Origin of the sequence: Bacillus sp. SIMBA_074 (assembly GCF_046534555.1) — a bacterium.
GTDB lineage: Bacteria > Bacillota > Bacilli > Bacillales > Bacillaceae_G > Bacillus_A > Bacillus_A mycoides.
Genome location: NZ_JAWRYM010000005.1, coordinates 213,255 through 231,952, shown reverse-complemented (window position 1 = coordinate 231,952; position 18,698 = coordinate 213,255). Strand labels below are relative to the sequence as shown.

Genomic DNA, 18,698 nt, shown 5'->3' with positions numbered 1-18,698 from the left:
ACAGGAGCAACAGGAGCAACAGGAGCAACAGGAGCAACAGGAGCAACAGGAGCAACAGGAGCAACAGGAGCAACAGGTCCAACAGGCCCAACAGGCCCAACAGGTCCAACAGGTCCAACAGGTCCAACAGGCCCAACAGGTCCAACAGGCCTAACAGGAGCAACTGGTGCAACAGGAGGCGGAGCTGTTATTCCGTATGCATCAGGTGGACCAGTAGCATTAGCAACTGTTTTAGGTGGATTAGCAAACACAGGAGCACTTCTTGGATTTGGAAGTTCATTCTTCCCTGTAATTGTCCCACCTGGTGGCCCAATTACTATAGGTCCTGTACCTCCAGTATTTGATTTCGCATTTGTAGCTCCTCGCGCAGGTACAATTACTTCGTTAGCAGGATTCTTTAGTGTAACTGTAGCGGTTGCTTTAGCATTAGGAAGCATACAAATTCAAATGCAGTTGTACAGCGCACCAGCAGCAAGTAATACTTTCACGCCAGTAGGTACACCGTTACTATTAACACCAGCATTTAGTGGTCTTATTGCTATCGGTGCTACTTCGAGTGGTATTAGCGCACAAGCAATTGCGGTCGCTCCACAAGATAAGATATTACTTGTTGTTTCATCAACTACACCAGGTTTTGATATAGCTACTGCTATTACAGGATTCGCAAGTGCAGGGATAACATTCGTCTAAGCATCGCGTCTTAAATTGTGAGCATTGAAAAAAGGAATACTCTTTTTAAGAGTATTCCTTTTTGTATAGCTAAAAAAGATCTTATTTATTTTTATTGCAGTTACATCCTTTTTTCTTTACATAGCCTTGCTCGGCTAAATCTCTTTGTGACTGGGAATCGGAAGATTGAGAGTTCGAAGATTGAGAGGATGCTGAAGAGCTACTATTTTTATTATTAGAGTAGTTTTTTCGATAGTTATAATTACTCATAGTACTATCACCTCCAATTAAATATATAAATATTATATGTATGTACTCTATTAATTGTTACGATAAAAAATCTCCTCGATATTTTCCGAGGAGATAAATGGTGGTTCTATTAAAATGATACTAATTAATACCCCCAGTATAGAGGGAAGTAATAAGAATCTTGGTAATATAGATTTTGTTGTTGAGTAGGGGGCTGAGTTGACTGATCTATCATGTCGCGGTTTTGATTACAGTTTCCGGGAGGACCAATTACTGTAGTGGATTGAATTGGGGATACTGCTTGTTTCCATTGTTGTTCATTGAGGCAATAAGTATGAGCCATCATATTAGCGGGAGTTAATCTTAAAATATCAGAACCAAAAATAACTTCTGGGGTTGGGGCGTCGAATATAGCTAATAAATGAGTATTATCTGCTGAAGCAATTTCATAATGCCACCACGCTTGTGGAATGTTGGCAACTTGCCCTGGTTTTATCGGTAAGTTTAATATTTGATTCGTAAATGGATTAAGTAAAGAAACAACAGCAGATCCTGAAATACAGTAAACAAGTTCAGCTGCATTTTGATGAATATGTGGTTCTACAACGTTGCCTGTACTTAAATAAATATCTAATAAAGAAGTATTTTCTAAAGTGTTTAATTGTTTTATGCCAAGTACATTTATATAATTTTGGGCATCTTTCTTAAAAAAATTACTTTTACTTAAATCATGAGTGAAGTTCGTTGAAGGAGAGGTGTAGTCAATAGTAGAAGTCAATCGTATTACCTGCCTTTCTATAGGTAAGTATGGATACAACTTTAGGATATGTGCCTAGTGTTAGTTATGTGCATTTGTCTGTATCATAATAAATTCACCTGTTTTATAAAGAATATAGGTTGTGCTTCTTATTTCTCATAATGTAAATACGGATAAAAATTAGAGCGAACTAATGAAAGTCGGAATTATTGATGTTAGGTTAGGAGTAAAAATATTGAAATTTATTTCGTATATTTTAATGGTTACGTTATATGAAAAGACCAATGCCTTATAGAAAGGAATTGGCCTTTTATTTAAGATAGTTTTTGATGAATCATTAATTGTGCTTTAGCAGTATTGGCGTAATTTAGCCACTCTAATTCCAAGCTTTGTTTTAAATCGAAATGGATTTCGATGACGTCAAAATGAGATACCTTTGTTTTAAGTGGAACAGGCATCCCATTTACTTTTACTTTTTTCATGCTATGTGCAATTTTTGGAAATGCAGAGAAAGAAAAATCAATGATTGTAGCACCATCAGGTAAATAAACTGGTTGTAAATCTGTAGTATAAGCTGTAATAGTATTTTCAAATAGTTCATACGATACTAAACTACGGAAAGTGATTGGATCTGTAGTTAATAAATTGTTATTCACAATTGTATCATCCATTATTTTATAAGATATTGCTTGAATATTTGCAGTTCTATCATTCAATAAAGAAAAAATACCGTTATCTTTCAACGTTTTTGCTATTTGTGTTTGAATGATAATTGTTTGTTCAGCATCATTCATATTGACTTTAGTTTTTAAGTTGTTATTAAAATGGCTATTTTCAAGTGCTATATTATCCTCGAAATAGTTTATAGTCGGTTTATATAATTGATGTATTATTCCAAGAATTTTATAGCAATCTAGTACACTTGTAGTTGTAATACAAATTTGTGAAATATCTGATACATTTTGTATTTCTTGTAATTGTGAGTATGCAGTATATACTGGGGGAAACTCATAGTTTATTTCAAATAAAAGGTTTGTATTAGAAAAAGAATGTATCCCTTTTCTTAAATGAGTTATATTTTTTTGAAGGTGTGGCACATATTCGGTTAAAAATTTATGTACTTCAGTATATCTTTCTTTATGTAGATATTGAAAAGCAAGATTTTCTAATTCATGCTGGATTGTATATAACCCTAATCGCTTTGCAAGTGGCGCAAATAGTGTTAATGTTTCATTCGCATAAGCTACTTGTTTTGCGGGTTTTTTAACACTCAATGTTTTTATATTGTGAAGGCGATCTATAACTTTAATAATGCCAACACGTATATCTTGTTGAGAGGATACTAGTAATTTTTTAAAATTAATTGCTTCGTATAATACTTTGTTTTGATCTTGTAGTTTTTTTCCTTTTGTTAATCCATTTACAATATATTGAATAGTCGCACCAAAATGTGATTCAATTTCTTCTAGAGAGTATTCGGTATCTTCTACAACATCGTGTAATAAAGCAGCAATCAATGTTGTAATGTCAGCTTTATAATTTAGCAGTATTTCTGTAATCGCGAAAGGGTGAATAATATATGGTTCTCCAGTTTGACGGTATTGTCCATCATGTGCTTGCTCTGCAAAATGTATAGCTTTTTTCAAAAGCTTTAATTCATCAGATCGTAGATAATTTGCCTTTTGTAATAATACCTTGCTCATATATATCCATCCCTTAAATTTATTTTTAATAATAATTCTATATAATAGAATAAATACCCTTTGAAATTGTTTTAAGGGTGTAAAAAAATAAAGATATTGAGATTAAACTATATTCGTATATCCATTCATACTTTGGATTGATGGAAAAAAGTAATGAACATGTTAATTTAATATTACATCAATCATTAAAAAGGGGTGAAGGTTCATGTCATTTAGTGAAATGATTAGAAATGAAGTACTTGGCTGGGCAGGTGTTTCTGAAAAACCGCATCGATTTGGTGGTATTGAAATAAATTATGGTAAGAAAGAACTTGGTCATTTGCATGGCGATAAGTTAGTTGATTTACCATTTCCAAAGGTAAAGCGGGATGAATTAGTGAGCCAAGGATTGGTGAAACCACATCACGTATTACCTGAATCAGGATGGATAAGTTATTATATAAAGAGTGAAGAGGATATTCCATTTGCAATTGAGTTATTTCGTATGCAATATGACAGAATAAAAAAATAATGAAATAAAATAGATAAGTAAAAATATATTTTCATGTCACATCCCTCCTTAATCGTTCGTCTTGTATGTAGAACGGATAAGGAGGGATTTTATTATGAAACATTTTGATGTAGCAATTGTTGGTGGTGGGCTTGCTGGATTAACAGCATCTATATATTTAGCGAAAGCTGGAAGGAAAGTTATTATATTAGAAAAGTCCAGTCACTTCGGTGGTCGAGGGATGACTATAAATAAAAACGGCATTTGTATGAATCTTGGTGCACATGCTTTATATAGAGGTGGAGAAGCGTTTATAACTTTTAATGAGCTAGGAGTAAATCTTCCAGGTGGAATCCCATCTACAAAAGCACATGGAATATGGAAAGGGGATATTTATACCATTCCAACAGATTTTCGCTCTATTTTATCAACACCGTTACTTTCATGGTCTGCAAAAGTACAGTTCGCTCGTCTTATGATTCATTTAGGAAACTTAGATGTAGAAAAAGTTCCGAAAATAAGCCTAACTACATGGGCAGAAAATGAAATTAAAGATCCAATGGTTCGAAATATATTTTATGCATTATGCCGAACAACAACATATACGTATGCTCCTACAATACAATTAGCATCTTCCGTACTAAAGCAAATACAGCTTTCTATGAAAGAAGGAGTACTTTATGTAGATGGTGGTTGGGAGACGATAATAACAAATTTAAGAGGAATAGCGAATACTAGTGGTGTACAATTTCTGGCTAAAAAGCATGTTTTAAAAATAGAGCATTGTGAAGGAAAACACAGAATACATTGTTTTGACGATGAAGTATTTGAAGCAGGGGCAGTTATTGTAACAACTCCACCGAAAGAGGCATGTAAAATTATAAAAGGTACAGAAGGAACAAGTTTGCAAAAATGGAGTGAACAATCTATACAAGTGACCGTGGCAGCGTTAGATATTGGTTTAAAACAATTACCGAATCCTTTGCATCATTTTGCATTGGGATTAGATCAACCTATATTTTTCACGAATCAATCGAGAGCAGCTAAATTAAGTGAAGATGGATCAATTGTAGTGAGTCTAATTAAATACCATAACCCTGTACTAGAACTGAATCATATTCAAGAAGAGAAAGAACAGTTAGAAAATATGATGGAATTGTTACATCCGAATTGGAAAAGAGAAGCTGTTGCACAGCAATATTTACCGAAAATTACGGTAGTACATGATTTTCCTCATATTGACCGTGTTGAAAAACCAGGCCCTAATATACCTGAAATGCCAGGTGTTTACGTTGCAGGAGATTGGGCTGGGCATGATGAAATATTAGCTGATGCTGCGGTAGCAAGCGGGAAACGTGCAGCGTTACACATTGTAAAGCAATTAGAAAGTGAGGCAGTTCATCATGGAAACGGAGCAATTATATGAAGCGTATCAACCATTATTATTTTCATTAGCATATAGAATCCTTGGGAGTGTTATGGACGCTGAAGATATCGTTCATGACGTATTTATCGCGGTAAATAATATAGAGGATGTTCAATCTATAGAAAATATGAAAGCATATTTGTGTAAAATGGCGACAAATCGTTCAATTGATACATTACGTTCGGTAGCGCATAAACGTAATGTATATGTAGGGATGTGGTTACCAGAGCCATTTGTGGAAGAGTCTGATGAGCCAGCAGAGTCATTTGTAATGAAAGAATCAATTTCTACGGCATATTTATTACTTTTACAACAATTGTCTGAGGTAGAAAGGGTTGTTTTCATATTAAGAGAGGTTTTCAGTTATGACTACGAGGAAATAGCTTCAATTGTTGATAAAAGTAGTGTGAATTGCCGGAAGATCTTTCAACGCGCACGAAAAAGTATTTTAGATAAGCCGAAGCAATCAACATTAAGTACGAAGAAAATGGCTGCCTATGTGGAAAAGTTTGTATCATCATTACAGTGTGGGGATACGCAAGGCATGTTAGAGGTATTAAAAACAGATGCGATATTTAAAGCAGATGGTGGTGGTAAAGTTACAACTGCAATTAATCCGATTTATTCTGCAGATAAAATTATACGTTTGTTCTTTGGAATTGCAAAACGATTGCCAGAAAAGTATAGTGTTGATTTCAAAATAGTAAATGGTGCACCAGGCGTTATAGTTACAATAAATAATAAAGTGACGTATGTACTTTCATTCATATTTGAGGATGAGAAAATTTCAAACATTTATATGATGGTTAATCCTGAAAAACTTATGCACTTAAATGTAACAGTATAAAAAAAGACGCATTTCTTTAGAAGTGCGTCTTTTTTTTATTTTTCTAACATTTCAAGAGGTACATCTTTTTCGCCGGCTACCTCGAATTTAATTTCCCCGTCTTCTTCATAAATGCGTTTAATAATCGGTATAGTTATCATTAGTTTTTTATGCTGTTTACGTCTTCTAGCAGCATCTAAGTTAATCACGTTCATGTGTAAGCATCCTTTCTTACAGAAATATATAAACAAAAGAAAATGCGTCCGAAAAGGGCGCTTAGTTGAATTAGAAATACCGATTCATTTAAATGGGGTTTAGATTATCTTATAATTGAAAACTGATTGTAAAATAATGTGAATTAAATAATTGCACGTAGAAATTAACTTTACCAAAAAACGAAACAATATGCTATAAAAAATTTTAATTCTTTGTCGTATAACAGGAAAAAGGTGTGCATTTCGCATATAATGAAAAGTAGACGGGCATCATGTACTTTTTCATCATATTGCTTGGAAAGGCGATGGAGAAAATGAATACTCTAGATTCATTATTATTGCAACTTGAACAATATGGAGAAGAGCATGATCGACATAAAGAAAAAAGAGAAGAAAAATTAAGAAATATTTCTCGTGAAATGGGGCAGTTTTTATCAGTATTAGTAAAGGGGTGCAATGCAAAAAAAATTTTAGAAATTGGAACTTCAAATGGCTATTCTACATTGTGGCTAGCAAATGCGGTAGAAGAAACAAATGGAAATGTTATAACTGTAGAACTTTCTTCAGAACGGGTTGGAGAGGCACTTGGAAATTTTGAAAGGGCAAATCTTACACAGAGAATCGATATTCATAATCAAGAGGCTGGGGCATTTTTAGATTCGCAAGTAGATCGTTCATTTGATTTTATTTTCCTAGATTCAGAGCGCACGCAATACATGTGGTGGTGGGAACATATAAAACGTATTTTAGAGCCAAAAGGTTTTCTTGTAATTGATAATGCAACTTCTCATGCGGGGGAATTAGCTGGATTTATAAAGATGATTGAAGAAGACGTTACGTTTGAAACCGTGTTATTAGCTTTTCAAAAGGGAGCATTTGTTGCGCGGAAGAATAATTAGAAGTGGACCTAATATAATTATCACATTGAAAGATAGTATATGTCAAAAGATAGAGCATTGTATGAATTTAAGAAGGTAACTAAATGGAATTTCAAATTAATAGTCAGTGGTGATAAGTAAGGTAAGCTGTGAAGAATCCGTCTTCAGCATGTTGTTCTCTAGGTCTTAAGTCTGAGGAAAATAATGACGAGAACAGGTATACTTATACTATGAAACAGGGAATGACTGCATAAGCAGGTATTTCTTGAAAAATCGATTTCAAGCAAGCAAAAATGTATATGAAATACGATATATTAGATGAAATATAGTGCACATAAATTCGCACATATAAATAAAGGAGCGATTTTGTTGACTGAACTCGAGAAAAAAGAACCTGTATCGATTGTGAAAGATAATAATGTAGAAGTAGTAGTGGATACAGTAATAAAAGATGCAGAGCTTGAAGAACTGAATAAAGAAGCAGATCTTTATGTACAAAAGTTAAATAGCGAGCAAAATACAGATTTATCAAAAGTATTGTCGCAGCTAGGAGACTTAGGGGATAAAGAGCAGCAAGCGGCAGGACAAACGTTATCAGCTTTAAAACGTCCTGTGACAGCGATGATGAATGGAAAGAATGAAGAAATTCCAAATACATTGTTAGAATTACGAAAAGTGGTATCAGAACTTGATCCAAACTCATTAAAAGCAACTGGTATGAAGAAACTTATGTTTAAAGTGTTTAAGAAAAATCCGCTTGAAAATTACGTGCATAAATATCAATCTATAGATAAGCAAATCGAGGAGATTATAAGATCACTTCTCATTGGCCGTGATAACTTGCAAGAGGATACGGTTGGTCTTGAAATGTTAAAAGAGCAATCACACGATAAAATTCACGCTCTTGATAAACAAGTATACTTAGGAAGAAAACTTGCTGGTATGCTTGAAGCTGAGAAACAAAATCCAGAACGTCAAAGGGATATTCCGTTAATAAATGATGCATTAGAAAAGATACTTGTGCGTACTCGTAATATGCAACAAGCAAAAAGTGTATTATTACAATCTATCGCATCTGTAGACATCATTAAGAAAAATAATGAAAAGCTATCAGAGGCAATTCGTAATGCAATTACGATGACGCAAAACGTTATAACGGTTTCAGCTGCAATTCAGCTCGCATTAACAAATCAACGTAAAACAATTGATGCAGTTAATGCGACAAATGAAGCGATTGAATCAATGGTATTAAGCAATTCTCAAGCATTAAAACAAAATACAGAAGAAACAACAAAACTCCTAGAAAATCCTGCAATTAGCATGGATAAATTACGTGAATCATTCCAAAATGTATTCGCTGCTATTGAAGCATCTGAGAAATCGTCAGAGCGTATTATTGAGTCTAGTAAGAAGTTTGTAATTGAACTTGACACATTTAATGATGAGATGAAGCAGAAACTCATTCAGCGTCCAAGGAAATAACAGATTATTTGAGGAGGTGAAAAAATGAGTTTCATTCAAGGAGTATTATTACTATTAGGGTCATTACTTTTAATCGCATTTACTGTCGTTGTTTTAGTTGTATACTTCGGACGTAAACTTTATTTTTCATGGACGAAACCATATAAGAGAGCGCAAGATTCTATTGAAAAATTATCGAACAAATCAACACCGTTTTTACAAGAATTTACGCAGCACCCACTCTTTTATCGCTGGATTCGTACAGAAGGGAAAAAAGAACAAAATACATTAAATACACTTTTCTGTTCATCGGGCCAACGTACGAGAGAGCAAGTTTTCTCAATGTTACCGAAAGAAAAGCAGAAAAAAGTGCATGTGATGGCAAAAACAACGAAAAAGCTTACGAATGAAGATATTGATATTGCAACAATGAAAGTGAAAGATTTCTTGAGACAAGAATCACAGCAAACTGTTAAACCGACAGACTTATCGTTTTATAAATTGTATTTCTATGATCGATATCCAGATGCGTTAAATACAATTCAAGCATATAAACGCTCGATTAATCCTTCACTACAAAGAACGGTTGATGACATTACAATTTCAGTATTAAATGCACTTCCGTACTATCAAGAACAACGCATGTTTGAACAACAACATAAACTTGAAACGTTCTTAATGAAAGATTTAACAGCGATGTTATCATTAGTGGTACAATTACCACCATCACAACGTCCTGAAAAAGAAGAAGAACTAAAAATATACTTGCAAAATTTCCAAAAGGAAATGGAAGTAGTAGAGCGTGATATTCGTGACTCCATTGATCATGATTTGAATGTGAAGATGAGAGCAGCGACAGAGAAGTTTAAGAACAAATAGAAAAAACCGCCTTAAAAGTTGAATGTTTCGGCTTTAAGGCGGTTTTTTTAATATAAGGGATTCTATTATTATTTTGCTTTAATAGTTGCTTTACTAGAAGAAATACTCTCATTATGAAGTCGATCTAAAGCTGTCACCACATACGTATAAGTCTCCTCAGATAAAGCTGTTTTATCCACAAAAATTTCTGCCCATTGTGTCTTCCTTACAGTAGTAAGTAAATTCTTCGGATCTTGAATATCAACTACATTCTTTCCATTCACACGGTATATCGCATAATAAGCAGAGTCATTATCTCTATCATCAATTATGCCTAAAGCAATACCTTCATCTCTTGGAATGGCACCTTTTAAAGTAGGTTGTTTTGGTGGATCATGATCAAGCCAAGGCATAGGTGGAATTAATGCAGGGTGTTTATATATGTCTTTTGAGAGTCTATCTTTAATTCCAAGTGGATTGTTATTTATATCTTTTAAACTGAAATGCATACTACCTTTTATTTGTGGATATTGATGGTTTAAAGCCATTTGCTTTGGATATTCTTCTGGATCAGACCAAGCAGAGACAGAGTTGTTATTTATTTTATAAGCCGCTTGACCGATGTATAGGTGAATCGGTTTGTTATTTGTTTCTTTTACCCACCAATCTACTAATATGTCATATGCAGCAGGTGTGAAACCTATATTCCAATATATTTGAGGTGTAATGTAGTCAATGTACCCTTTTTGTATCCACTCACGTGTGTCAGCATAAAGGTCATCGTAGTTCCTTTGACCTGCGGTTGTATTAGAGCCAGTTGGATCGTCAGCTATATTTCGCCATACGCCAAATGGACTAATGCCAAATTTTACGTATGATTTTTCTTGTTTTATAGCAGTATTTAAACCTTTTACGAGTTCATTTACATTATTGCGACGCCAATCTTCGATAGTTGAAAAATTCTCATTATTATAGGATTCAAATGTTTTTTGATCAGGAAATTCTTCGCCAACTACTTTATAAGGGTAAAAATAATGGATATGGTCGTGTAGTTAGATAATAATGCATGTAACACCTAGCAACTTATGAAACTGCGAAAAGGAGGTAAATGATGAATAAAATTACCATTATAATAGCAATTTTATTAATAGCTAGCGTAGGATTTTTAATAAAATATCAATCTGATAATGAGAAACTTAAAACTGATAATATAAAATTAACGAAAAAAGTGGAAAAGGTGGAGGCACAATACAATGATACGAAAAAGGAGTTATCAGCTCTAAAGAGTAACAATCAACAACAAGTAAAGGAAGCTGCAGAACGATTTCTTAAAGCTTTCCGGACATATGACACCGGTAAAGGAGAATCCTATCTTACGAATGTTGAAGCTTATATAACTCCAAATGCGAAGAAAGAATTGACACCACCAGGTGGACCGACGCAATCTGCTCCTGGGGATGGAGATGAGAAAGAAAAGAAGAAAGTTTCATTTCAATCTGAATACACAGGTGGCGAGTTGTATTATGCATTTTTGGATACTACAAAAGCAAATGTATTAGCTAAAGTGAAAAGCAAAACTTTCTTAACTTTCAGGCCAATGATAGATTCATACATTATCACACCTCTTCTTACATAAATTAACTAGTAGCCTCTATTTAGTAGTTGTTAAAAAGTGACAAAAAAGTTGTTTAAATTAAAATAAAGTTGTTAAAAAATGCAAGTCATTCTATTCAACAATCGGGTCATATCCTTGAATAATGGGTTAAACTAGTAGTTGACCTCGTAGTTTATTGTCTGTTATATTTATACAAACACTAAAAGGATAGGTGAAGAAGTTCGGCATAGCAGAAGTTTGATTTTCGCGAACTTTGTTATGACTGGAAAAGAGTAAATAAATCAATTTGAAGCAAACTGAAATACGCATTTTTATGTGTTTATTCGGTATGCCCATTTGATTTTTTACTCTACGGACTTATTCTCTTTTTTAACCGCAGAGTAAAGCTCTGCGGTTTTTTGTGTTTAAAAATTTTTAGGAGGAAGTTTTTATGAATAATTTATTAAACCAATTGCAGGTACCTTCACGATTCGAACAAACTGATAATGTTTTTTGGCAAGATTCTTATATTGCTAAAAAATTATTAGAAGCTCATTTAAGCCCTGATACTGAAGGAGCTAGTAGGAGTTTTAAGTTTATTGATAAATCTATTGATTTTATCCAACAAATAGCTCCCAAAAAATCTTATCAAAAAGTACTAGACTTAGGTTGTGGTCCAGGTCTTTATAGTGAGCGATTAGCTAGAAAAGGTTATACGGTAACAGGGATAGACTTCTCTGAAAACTCAATTCGTTATGCTAAAGAACAAGCAAAAAAGTTAGATTATGATATTGGATATCGCTATGAAAATTATTTGGAATTAAATGATTCAAATATCTATGACTTGGCCCTATTGATATATTGTGACTATGGTGCTCTTGCGCCTGAAAATCGTATTAAATTACTTTTTAACATTTGGAACAGTCTGAAGAATGGTGGAAAGTTGTTATTGGATGTTTTCTCTCAAAAAAAATTTGATCAGTTCAAGGAAGAACAATATTGGAGTATTAATGAAAATGGTGGTTTCTGGTCAAAGGATTGCTATGTAGCTATCGGTAGAAATCTTCAATATCCTGATAGAGTAACATTAGAACAAACAACAGTGGTAACCGCTGACAAAATAGAAACTTACAACATTTGGTATCAATTCTTCACAAAAGAATTATTCATCAAAGAGGTAACCGCTGTAGGGTTTACTGTAAAAGAAATTTACGATGATGTTTCTGGTGAAACTGGGAACGGAGGAAGTCAAACTATAGCCTTATTGTTAGAAAAATAAGGTTAAATTGAACAAAGAGAAAGAAATATATGTTATCACTTTTTTTAAAAGTAATATTTTTTCTTTTCAAAAAACGGTAGCTAATGTTGAATAAAATTTAGATTTTCAAATGACTTTATTATTATATTTTTTAGTGTAGTAAATATTTTACTTTAAAAATTAAACAACTATATTTTTAACCCCGTCCTAAATTTAGAACGGGGTTATCTTTTTGATGTAGATTTTCAAGAAAGTTTAGAATAAAATAAAAATATGGTCACCTACCTATTATTCACTAATAAAAAGAAAAGGTGGTAGCGAAATGCGCTTGAAGTATGGGAAGCACATTAATATATTATCTATTATTCTAACTTTGTTCTCTTTTTTCGCAATTGTAAGTTTCTCTACCTGGTTGAGTGAATATTCAATTCCCAACATTTCTAAAATGCTTAAGGTAACAATGTTGAGTGCATTTATTCTTGGAATTATAGGGTTTAGACAAGAGAAAAGCGCACTAGCGATTATAATCATGGGAATATGTGCCTTTGCTCTAGTCGTTCTATATATTTATGCAGTTATAAGTTTTCTTGAGCATTGAACACCATGAAAAAGAAACGAACATTTTTGTTCGTTTCTTTTTTGGGGGATGATTATTATAAAATAGCCTCTTCTAATGATTGAGTGCTGAATCCAAGAATTGATTTTTGAGTGTTATTTTCATAATCTTTTACGAAGAAGAAGACGTCTCCTATCTTTTAGAATACCAAGATGACAAGGATGCTGTTGATTCTAAGATAAATCCAAAAGGACTTCTCCCTGGCACTTATATTCATTTTTCAGACTGTATGAACAATGGTGGAACATCAAGACTCTATATTGATTTTAACCCTTCTGATGAAGGTGTATGTGGTCAAATAGTTCGTTTTTTGCACGATCCTGATGAATATGAAGTGATTGCAAACAGCTTTGATGAGTATTTACAGGATCTTATTGATGGTGATTTTAATTTTCTAGAAGAAGAATCTCAATAATTTGTGAAGAATTACACTTCAACTAAGGGGAGCTTTAGTTGAACAAGATTTAGACAAATTTATTATTTATATTTGTCTACAAACTCATTTAAAAGGTTAGAAATTAAACAACTTTAAAGAGCCTTACTACAATATGATTTGTAGTATCCATATTGTTATGGTGATTTCACATATGCCACAAAGGTAAATGAAAAAACAAAACTTATTGAAGAACTTCTTCGAAATGTACATAACTCTTCTAAATAAGTTGCAGAATGAAATATAATGATACCGTCAGCTTTTCTTAATTCACATAATTTTCAAAATTAAAATCTATGGATGTTAATATTTGTTATATAATGTATTTATCAAAGCGTTACCCCTGTAGTTTCTATGATGAATCTGTAAGATAGTTTGTTTGCCCCGTATATTCATCTTAAACTAAAAAGAACTTGTAGAGATTCCTACAGGTTCTTTTTGTTTTAAGGGTTATATGTGGATTTAAAATATAATTACAATTTTTTGAGGGGGAAAAAGTATATGCTTGTAAAAGCAGAAAGATTATTAATACGGAAATTTGAGTTCACGGATTGGCAAGCTGTCCATGAGTATACATCAGATATCAATGTTATGAAATACATACCTGAAGGGGTTTTTACTGAAGAAGATACAAGGAACTTTGTGAATGAAAACATTGGTAAAAACGCTAAGAACTTTCCTGTGGTATTAATAGATGAAGATATCCTGATTGGTCATATAGTTTTTCATCAATATTTTGGTGAGCATACTTATGAGATTGGTTGGGTGTTCAATTCAAAATACTTCAATAAAGGATATGCTTCTGAAGCAGCACAAGCTACATTAAAATATGGCTTTAAGGAAATGAAATTACATAGGATAATAGCTACATGTCAGCCACAAAATATCCCATCATATCGAGTGATGGAGAAGATTGGAATGAGAAGAGAAGGCTATTTCAGGAAGTGTATACCACATGGGAATGAATGGTGGGATGAATATTATTACGCTATTTTAGAAGAAGAGTAGTGTCTCAGAACGCATTATTTAAATTGAAACTCCTATCCCTAAAGAGGCAAGTTGACTAACGTTAGTAGGATTCTTGCTATCGAAGGCGAAGTCCATGTCTGCTATCGCTGACGTGCAAGACCGTGGTGTCCCATTATCCTGAAAGCAATTTTATCTAAACCTGGATTTTTACCAAACTTAAGTAATGATTCTTCCATTGTATTTCCTGAGGAAGAAGAAATAAATAAAGGAAATGAAGGATCTACTATTACATTCCCGAAAGAGGATTCCGCTAATAGTGAAGGGAACTCTAGCTTCATTTTCCCAGAATAATTGTAGAGATACCTTTTATTTAGTATGAACGAATCTTATATAACTAGTTGTTTATAATACTAGTCAGATAGGCTCTTATGTGTAATAGCATAAGAGCCTATCTGTTGTACTTTTAACCATATGAGGAGGAAAGTACTTCTGGGTATATTTTTAGTGTAGTGAAGTGTCTTATATCAACATTTAAATAATATTCAGTTTAGCCTCATTATAAATTTAGAAATGGACTACTTTTTCAATTATATGCATAACGGCAATTGGTGGTAATAGTGCAGTCCAACCAAATGCATAAACGTTTAATTTTTCAACACCTCCTTGCAGTATTTCATATTAAGATATTAAAACTGCTAGGAAAGTGTGCTATTGTCCATGAAAAATATTGAGAAAATATTGAGAAAACGTTGAGAATGTTGCAATGCTATTAATCGTTGAGGAGTTAATTATGCCTTGTGATTTTATAAAAAAACAAAATAAGAAAGAGAACAGTTGCGTAGACTGTTCTCTTAAGGAGCGGAAGTGCTGAACATTTTCAATGACAATGATTCAAGCATTCCGTTAATAGTATGTGCATATATTTGCAGTTCATACAATAAGGTAGCTAAAAAATAGCTACCTTGCTCAGGGAGAATTCAAGAAAATCAGAGATTCATTATGGATACAGATAGGCTGTTACCAACCTATTCGTATTATTGGAAAGGATTCCATAAATTATTCATAAGTTAAAATCTCACTTCATTATAGGTTCATTGGCTTGCAAAGTAAAAATAGCACTTTTCAAAAATGCTCTTTTTAAGATGTGCATTAGGACTTGAAAGAGGCATCAATAACAATTTAAGAGGAGATATCTTTATACAATATATGGAGGTGCTATGGAAAGGTGACGATAAAAAGAAAAAGAGCAGCTAGAATAAACTAACTGCTCAGCTCCAGGAGAATTGAAGACTTGGTTATTTATAGTTTTGACGGAACTTCGGGGTATTATTCAATAGTAGATGTAAAGAAAACATTATTAGAAAAGATCAAAAGGTATACGTACCTTTTGAAGTGTTAGAATACTCCTGAAGAAATAAATAATTCTAATTATAAAGGGCAGTTAATATTAATTCATTTTTGGCATAGGTTTTGATCATTATAAATCCAATTTTTCTAGTTTTGGGACGTTTCATTTACAGAAGATAGATAATAACATAATTTTCTCAATAAGGAATTTACTGCTTTTAATATAATTTTTTAACAATTCATGGTATATCTGTATTAAGGGGACCTTTTCGGTTGATTAGGGAGAAAGATTATAAAAATGATATGGGAGGAACAAAAAATGTCATTGAAAAAGAAATTAGGTGTTGGAGTGGTTTCAGCCGCTCTGGGTTTATCTTTAATTGGTGGGGGAACATATGCATATTTTAGCGATCAAGTGGTGACAAATAATTCATTTGCTGCAGGTACATTGGATTTAGCTATGCAACCAACTACTTCACTTAACTTAGAAAATTTAAAACCTGGGGACAAAATATTAAAGAAATTCAATTTAACAAATAGTGGTACATTAGATATTAAAGATATCATGATGAAAATAGACTATACTGTAAACGATTTAAAACAAAATAACACTACAGAAGATTTAGGTAAACATATTAAAGTACAATTTCTTTGGGATTGGGATCCTGCAAAAAGCCCTGTATACGAGACAACTCTTGCAGAACTAAAATCACAAAGCCCAGAGATTGCCTCCAAAAAAGTATTTCATTCTAAGTGGACTGAAACAGGAGGATTAAAACCTGGGAAAATGGATTGGTTTTGGATAAAGTTTATATTTGAAGACAACGGAACAGATCAAAACGTGTTCCAAGGGGATAGTATTGCGCTAAAAATGGAGTTCCAAGCCAATCAAACAGATGGACAAGAAAGATAAATTTAAGAGAATAATACTGGTAAAAAGTAAAACTGAGCTTATGCCTTTAATTTAAAAGAATGATTACTACATATCTATACCAAAAGCCATTGATATCAGCATTTGCGCATGATATTAATGGCTTTTGTAAGTTTAACATTTTGAGTGTTTTGTAAAACTAACATTTAATTTATAAATAGAAGAAAAAAATAGCCAAAAATCGTAGAGCGTTTAAGAGAGTAAATAACGACTCTCTTTTTTTGCTTTTTTATTTTTATGGGTATCCATATACATTGAATAAGGAAATCCCCATGCTGCAATCAAGCTAAGAAAAGCATAAATCCCCAAATAGTAAAATTGAGATCCCCAGAGTAAAAATCATTGTTTTTGGGTAGCATAAAACCTTAGTATGTTAGCGATGTGATGCTAACCCAAATTTGAACCCTATTCCTCAATGAATCAAACAATTTAACATGGTAAAAGTATATTTGGATGAGAGTCCAATACTTACTATTGAAATTGTGATGGTTCACGTTGGAAGAAGGCACTTTAGGGTGTCTTTTCTTTATGAAAAAAAATCCCCGCACAATGTACAGGGATAAAAAATTATAAGTCATGGTGGGACAGTTCCTGTTTTAGTTAATCAGGTAGTTTCTATCTAAAAGTAAAAACAAAATGTAATGCTTTGAAAAAAAACTATGTACTAGAACGGGTACTCTGTCCGTAAGCCATGAAAGAGGTACTTATATTATTTGTTTTTTAAATTATCTTGAATTTGTTGTTGCATATTTACTAGTGATGTTTTTAGGGAATTACTAAGCTTTTTAACAAATTTAAGAACAAGAAGCCAGTTTTTAATAATAGAATTCTAAAAGCGTTAGGGTAGAAATTTATTGTTTTTGTTAAAAAAGAATTGACTTCTACCATAGTTGTAACTAATATAGTTACAAATGGTTGTAATCGAATTAGTTACACCTTATGGCTATTTAAAGTGAAAATAAGGTTTATATATTTAATTAAGGATGGTAGTCCACATGTTATCGCCCGGTGTAGAAAGTTACGAACATATTTAAATCAAGATATATTCCGAATTTTAGTATCTTCTATTTTGGAGCAATGATGTGCAGCGCTATCTTTCATTAGAAATCTTAACTAATCTTTTTGGGAAGGGTTAGTTTTGAAAAATATAGTAAGGTAACTCAAAAAAGAACAAGATATAAAAAAGAAGTACTTATATAAACCAAAAAATTAGCTGAGAATTTTAAGTGATAGCTGGACTGGTTAATAAAAATAAAGGTAGGAGATTTAAATGAAGACGAAACAAGATAATCTTATATACGTGTGGGACGCCTATTGTGGATGGTGCTATGGCTTTTCAGAAAGTATTAAAGGATTTTACAAAGAACACACTGAAATGCCGTTAACAGTTTTATGTGGAGGATTATTTTTAGATGATTTACCAATAAAAAATTTCTCATATATAGAAGAGGGGAATAAAAGAATTAATCAACTTACAGGTGCAGAATTTGGTCCTTCATATCAAAAATTGGTGGAAGAAGGGACTTTTAAAATGAATTCGAAAGATGCTGCAATTGGCTTTTCAGCTTTACGCTCATTAGCACCAGACCGTTTGTTAGAATTCACCTCGGCTATGCAAAAAGCGTTTTATTATGAGGGCCAAAGTCTGAGTGATCCTGAAACATATCGTAAGATTGCAATCGAGCATGGTTTGGACCCTGAACAAGTACTAGAACGATTAAACGCTCAAGAAACAATAATAGATGTCCAAAACGATTTCAATAAAGTGCGACAGCTTGGTGTTAATAGTTATCCTTCATTACTTTTACAAAAGGATAATCAAATTATCCCTATTGGTGGTGGGGTAATGACGCCAGATAAAATTGAAGCGCGTTTTAAAAATTTATATTAATGAATTTTAAGTTACAGTATATAACATTTAACGTTTTAAAAAAGACTAGAATTGGATGGACTTAAATCTTTTTATAACAGTCGGTTTCAATTTATTTTTAAAAAGAGTCCAATTTTAATTTTTCTAT

15 protein-coding genes and 6 pseudogenes are annotated in these 18,698 nt (G+C 32.8%); 16 read left to right on the top strand and 5 right to left on the bottom strand.

Going from position 1 to position 18,698, the window contains the following annotated elements:
- Positions 1 to 690 (top strand): exosporium glycoprotein BclB-related protein (locus SB773_RS09365; RefSeq protein WP_410589646.1); only part of this gene is annotated, 690 nt, incomplete at its 5' end.
- Positions 691 to 1,063: 373 nt separating this feature from the next.
- Here the strand turns inward: SB773_RS09365 and SB773_RS09360 are convergent.
- Positions 1,064 to 1,696 (bottom strand): cupin domain-containing protein, encoded by a 633-nt coding sequence (locus tag SB773_RS09360; protein ID WP_410589644.1) that lies wholly within the window; start codon positions 1,694 to 1,696, stop codon positions 1,064 to 1,066.
- 293 nt (positions 1,697 to 1,989) lie between these two features.
- Positions 1,990 to 3,378, bottom strand: coding sequence for an HD domain-containing protein (locus tag SB773_RS09355; RefSeq protein ID WP_410589642.1), 1,389 nt, complete (start codon positions 3,376 to 3,378; stop codon positions 1,990 to 1,992).
- A 205-nt stretch (positions 3,379 to 3,583) separates the two neighbouring features.
- Between SB773_RS09355 and SB773_RS09350 the strand changes: the two genes are divergently transcribed.
- The 3 genes from SB773_RS09350 (at position 3,584) to SB773_RS09340 (ending at position 6,141) form a co-directional block, all read left to right on the top strand.
- Positions 3,584 to 3,889, top strand: coding sequence for a luciferase domain-containing protein (locus SB773_RS09350; RefSeq protein ID WP_002035104.1), 306 nt, complete (start codon positions 3,584 to 3,586; stop codon positions 3,887 to 3,889).
- A 94-nt stretch (positions 3,890 to 3,983) separates the two neighbouring features.
- Positions 3,984 to 5,294 (top strand): phytoene desaturase family protein, encoded by a 1,311-nt coding sequence (locus SB773_RS09345; RefSeq protein ID WP_410589640.1) that lies wholly within the window; start codon positions 3,984 to 3,986, stop codon positions 5,292 to 5,294.
- Entirely contained in the window at positions 5,272 to 6,141 is an 870-nt protein-coding gene (locus SB773_RS09340) for a sigma-70 family RNA polymerase sigma factor (RefSeq protein ID WP_410589638.1), read from the top strand. Before SB773_RS09345 ends, SB773_RS09340 begins: the two co-directional genes overlap by 23 nt.
- A gap of 35 nt (positions 6,142 to 6,176) precedes the next feature.
- Here SB773_RS09340 and SB773_RS09335 read toward each other — a convergent pair whose 3' ends face one another.
- Positions 6,177 to 6,335: a hypothetical protein gene (locus tag SB773_RS09335; protein ID WP_002085567.1), complete on the bottom strand. Its 159-nt coding sequence runs from the start codon at positions 6,333 to 6,335 to the stop codon at positions 6,177 to 6,179.
- Between the two features lie 305 nt (positions 6,336 to 6,640).
- Here SB773_RS09335 and SB773_RS09330 point away from each other — a divergent pair, with 305 nt between their 5' ends.
- From SB773_RS09330 to SB773_RS09320, 3 genes are all read left to right on the top strand, one after another.
- Positions 6,641 to 7,234 (top strand): O-methyltransferase, encoded by a 594-nt coding sequence (locus SB773_RS09330; protein ID WP_002085565.1) that lies wholly within the window; start codon positions 6,641 to 6,643, stop codon positions 7,232 to 7,234.
- A 348-nt stretch (positions 7,235 to 7,582) separates the two neighbouring features.
- A complete protein-coding gene (locus SB773_RS09325; protein ID WP_002085564.1) occupies positions 7,583 to 8,695 on the top strand; it encodes a toxic anion resistance protein in 1,113 nt (370 codons plus the stop codon).
- Between the two features lie 24 nt (positions 8,696 to 8,719).
- The gene (locus tag SB773_RS09320) at positions 8,720 to 9,553 is read left to right on the top strand and encodes a DUF3974 domain-containing protein (RefSeq protein ID WP_002085563.1); all 834 of its coding nucleotides are present in this window, start codon (positions 8,720 to 8,722) and stop codon (positions 9,551 to 9,553) included.
- Positions 9,554 to 9,621: 68 nt separating this feature from the next.
- Here SB773_RS09320 and SB773_RS09315 read toward each other — a convergent pair.
- A pseudogene (locus SB773_RS09315) lies at positions 9,622 to 10,566 on the bottom strand (glycoside hydrolase family 10-like protein); the annotation flags it as partial.
- A 77-nt stretch (positions 10,567 to 10,643) separates the two neighbouring features.
- On the opposite strand from SB773_RS09315, the pseudogene SB773_RS09310 reads away from it, so the two are divergent.
- The 7 genes and pseudogenes from SB773_RS09310 to SB773_RS09285 form a co-directional block, all read left to right on the top strand.
- A pseudogene (locus SB773_RS09310) lies at positions 10,644 to 11,108 on the top strand (hypothetical protein); the annotation flags it as partial.
- A gap of 469 nt (positions 11,109 to 11,577) precedes the next feature.
- Positions 11,578 to 12,405, top strand: coding sequence for a class I SAM-dependent methyltransferase (locus tag SB773_RS09305; protein WP_131246174.1), 828 nt, complete (start codon positions 11,578 to 11,580; stop codon positions 12,403 to 12,405).
- Between the two features lie 301 nt (positions 12,406 to 12,706).
- Positions 12,707 to 12,982, top strand: coding sequence for a hypothetical protein (locus tag SB773_RS09300; RefSeq protein WP_044444556.1), 276 nt, complete (start codon positions 12,707 to 12,709; stop codon positions 12,980 to 12,982).
- Positions 12,983 to 13,115: 133 nt separating this feature from the next.
- Positions 13,116 to 13,415: pseudogene (locus SB773_RS09295) on the top strand (SMI1/KNR4 family protein); the annotation flags it as partial.
- A 144-nt stretch (positions 13,416 to 13,559) separates the two neighbouring features.
- Positions 13,560 to 13,661, top strand: a pseudogene (locus SB773_RS35355) (lysozyme family protein); the annotation flags it as partial.
- A 273-nt stretch (positions 13,662 to 13,934) separates the two neighbouring features.
- Complete coding sequence (locus SB773_RS09290) at positions 13,935 to 14,441, top strand: GNAT family N-acetyltransferase (protein ID WP_131246175.1); 507 nt, start codon at positions 13,935 to 13,937, stop codon at positions 14,439 to 14,441.
- A gap of 138 nt (positions 14,442 to 14,579) precedes the next feature.
- Positions 14,580 to 14,753: pseudogene (locus SB773_RS09285) on the top strand (peptidase S8); the annotation flags it as partial.
- A 213-nt stretch (positions 14,754 to 14,966) separates the two neighbouring features.
- Here the strand turns inward: SB773_RS09285 and SB773_RS09280 are convergent.
- Positions 14,967 to 15,056, bottom strand: a pseudogene (locus tag SB773_RS09280) (DUF3221 domain-containing protein); the annotation flags it as partial.
- Positions 15,057 to 16,068: 1,012 nt separating this feature from the next.
- Between SB773_RS09280 and SB773_RS09275 the strand changes: the two are divergent.
- Positions 16,069 to 16,662 (top strand): TasA family protein, encoded by a 594-nt coding sequence (locus SB773_RS09275; RefSeq protein WP_044444559.1) that lies wholly within the window; start codon positions 16,069 to 16,071, stop codon positions 16,660 to 16,662.
- Between the two features lie 1,288 nt (positions 16,663 to 17,950).
- Positions 17,951 to 18,571, top strand: a complete 621-nt coding sequence (locus SB773_RS09270) for a DsbA family protein (RefSeq protein ID WP_131246176.1) — start codon at positions 17,951 to 17,953, stop codon at positions 18,569 to 18,571.
- Positions 18,572 to 18,698 lie beyond the last annotated feature (127 nt).

Excerpts from the sequence above, each read along its gene's own strand:
- SB773_RS09355 (WP_410589642.1), bottom strand. The coding sequence starts at position 3,378 with ATGAGCAAGGTATTATTACAAAAGGCAAATTATCTACGATCTGATGAA.
- SB773_RS09350 (WP_002035104.1), top strand. The coding sequence starts at position 3,584 with ATGTCATTTAGTGAAATGATTAGAAATGAAGTACTTGGCTGGGCAGGT.
- SB773_RS09345 (WP_410589640.1), top strand. The coding sequence starts at position 3,984 with ATGAAACATTTTGATGTAGCAATTGTTGGTGGTGGGCTTGCTGGATTA.
- SB773_RS09340 (WP_410589638.1), top strand. The coding sequence starts at position 5,272 with ATGGAAACGGAGCAATTATATGAAGCGTATCAACCATTATTATTTTCA.
- SB773_RS09335 (WP_002085567.1), bottom strand. The coding sequence starts at position 6,335 with ATGAACGTGATTAACTTAGATGCTGCTAGAAGACGTAAACAGCATAAA.
- SB773_RS09330 (WP_002085565.1), top strand. The coding sequence starts at position 6,641 with ATGGAGAAAATGAATACTCTAGATTCATTATTATTGCAACTTGAACAA.
- SB773_RS09320 (WP_002085563.1), top strand. The coding sequence starts at position 8,720 with ATGAGTTTCATTCAAGGAGTATTATTACTATTAGGGTCATTACTTTTA.
- SB773_RS09305 (WP_131246174.1), top strand. The coding sequence starts at position 11,578 with ATGAATAATTTATTAAACCAATTGCAGGTACCTTCACGATTCGAACAA.
- SB773_RS09300 (WP_044444556.1), top strand. The coding sequence starts at position 12,707 with ATGCGCTTGAAGTATGGGAAGCACATTAATATATTATCTATTATTCTA.
- SB773_RS09290 (WP_131246175.1), top strand. The coding sequence starts at position 13,935 with ATGCTTGTAAAAGCAGAAAGATTATTAATACGGAAATTTGAGTTCACG.
- SB773_RS09275 (WP_044444559.1), top strand. The coding sequence starts at position 16,069 with ATGTCATTGAAAAAGAAATTAGGTGTTGGAGTGGTTTCAGCCGCTCTG.
- SB773_RS09270 (WP_131246176.1), top strand. The coding sequence starts at position 17,951 with ATGAAGACGAAACAAGATAATCTTATATACGTGTGGGACGCCTATTGT.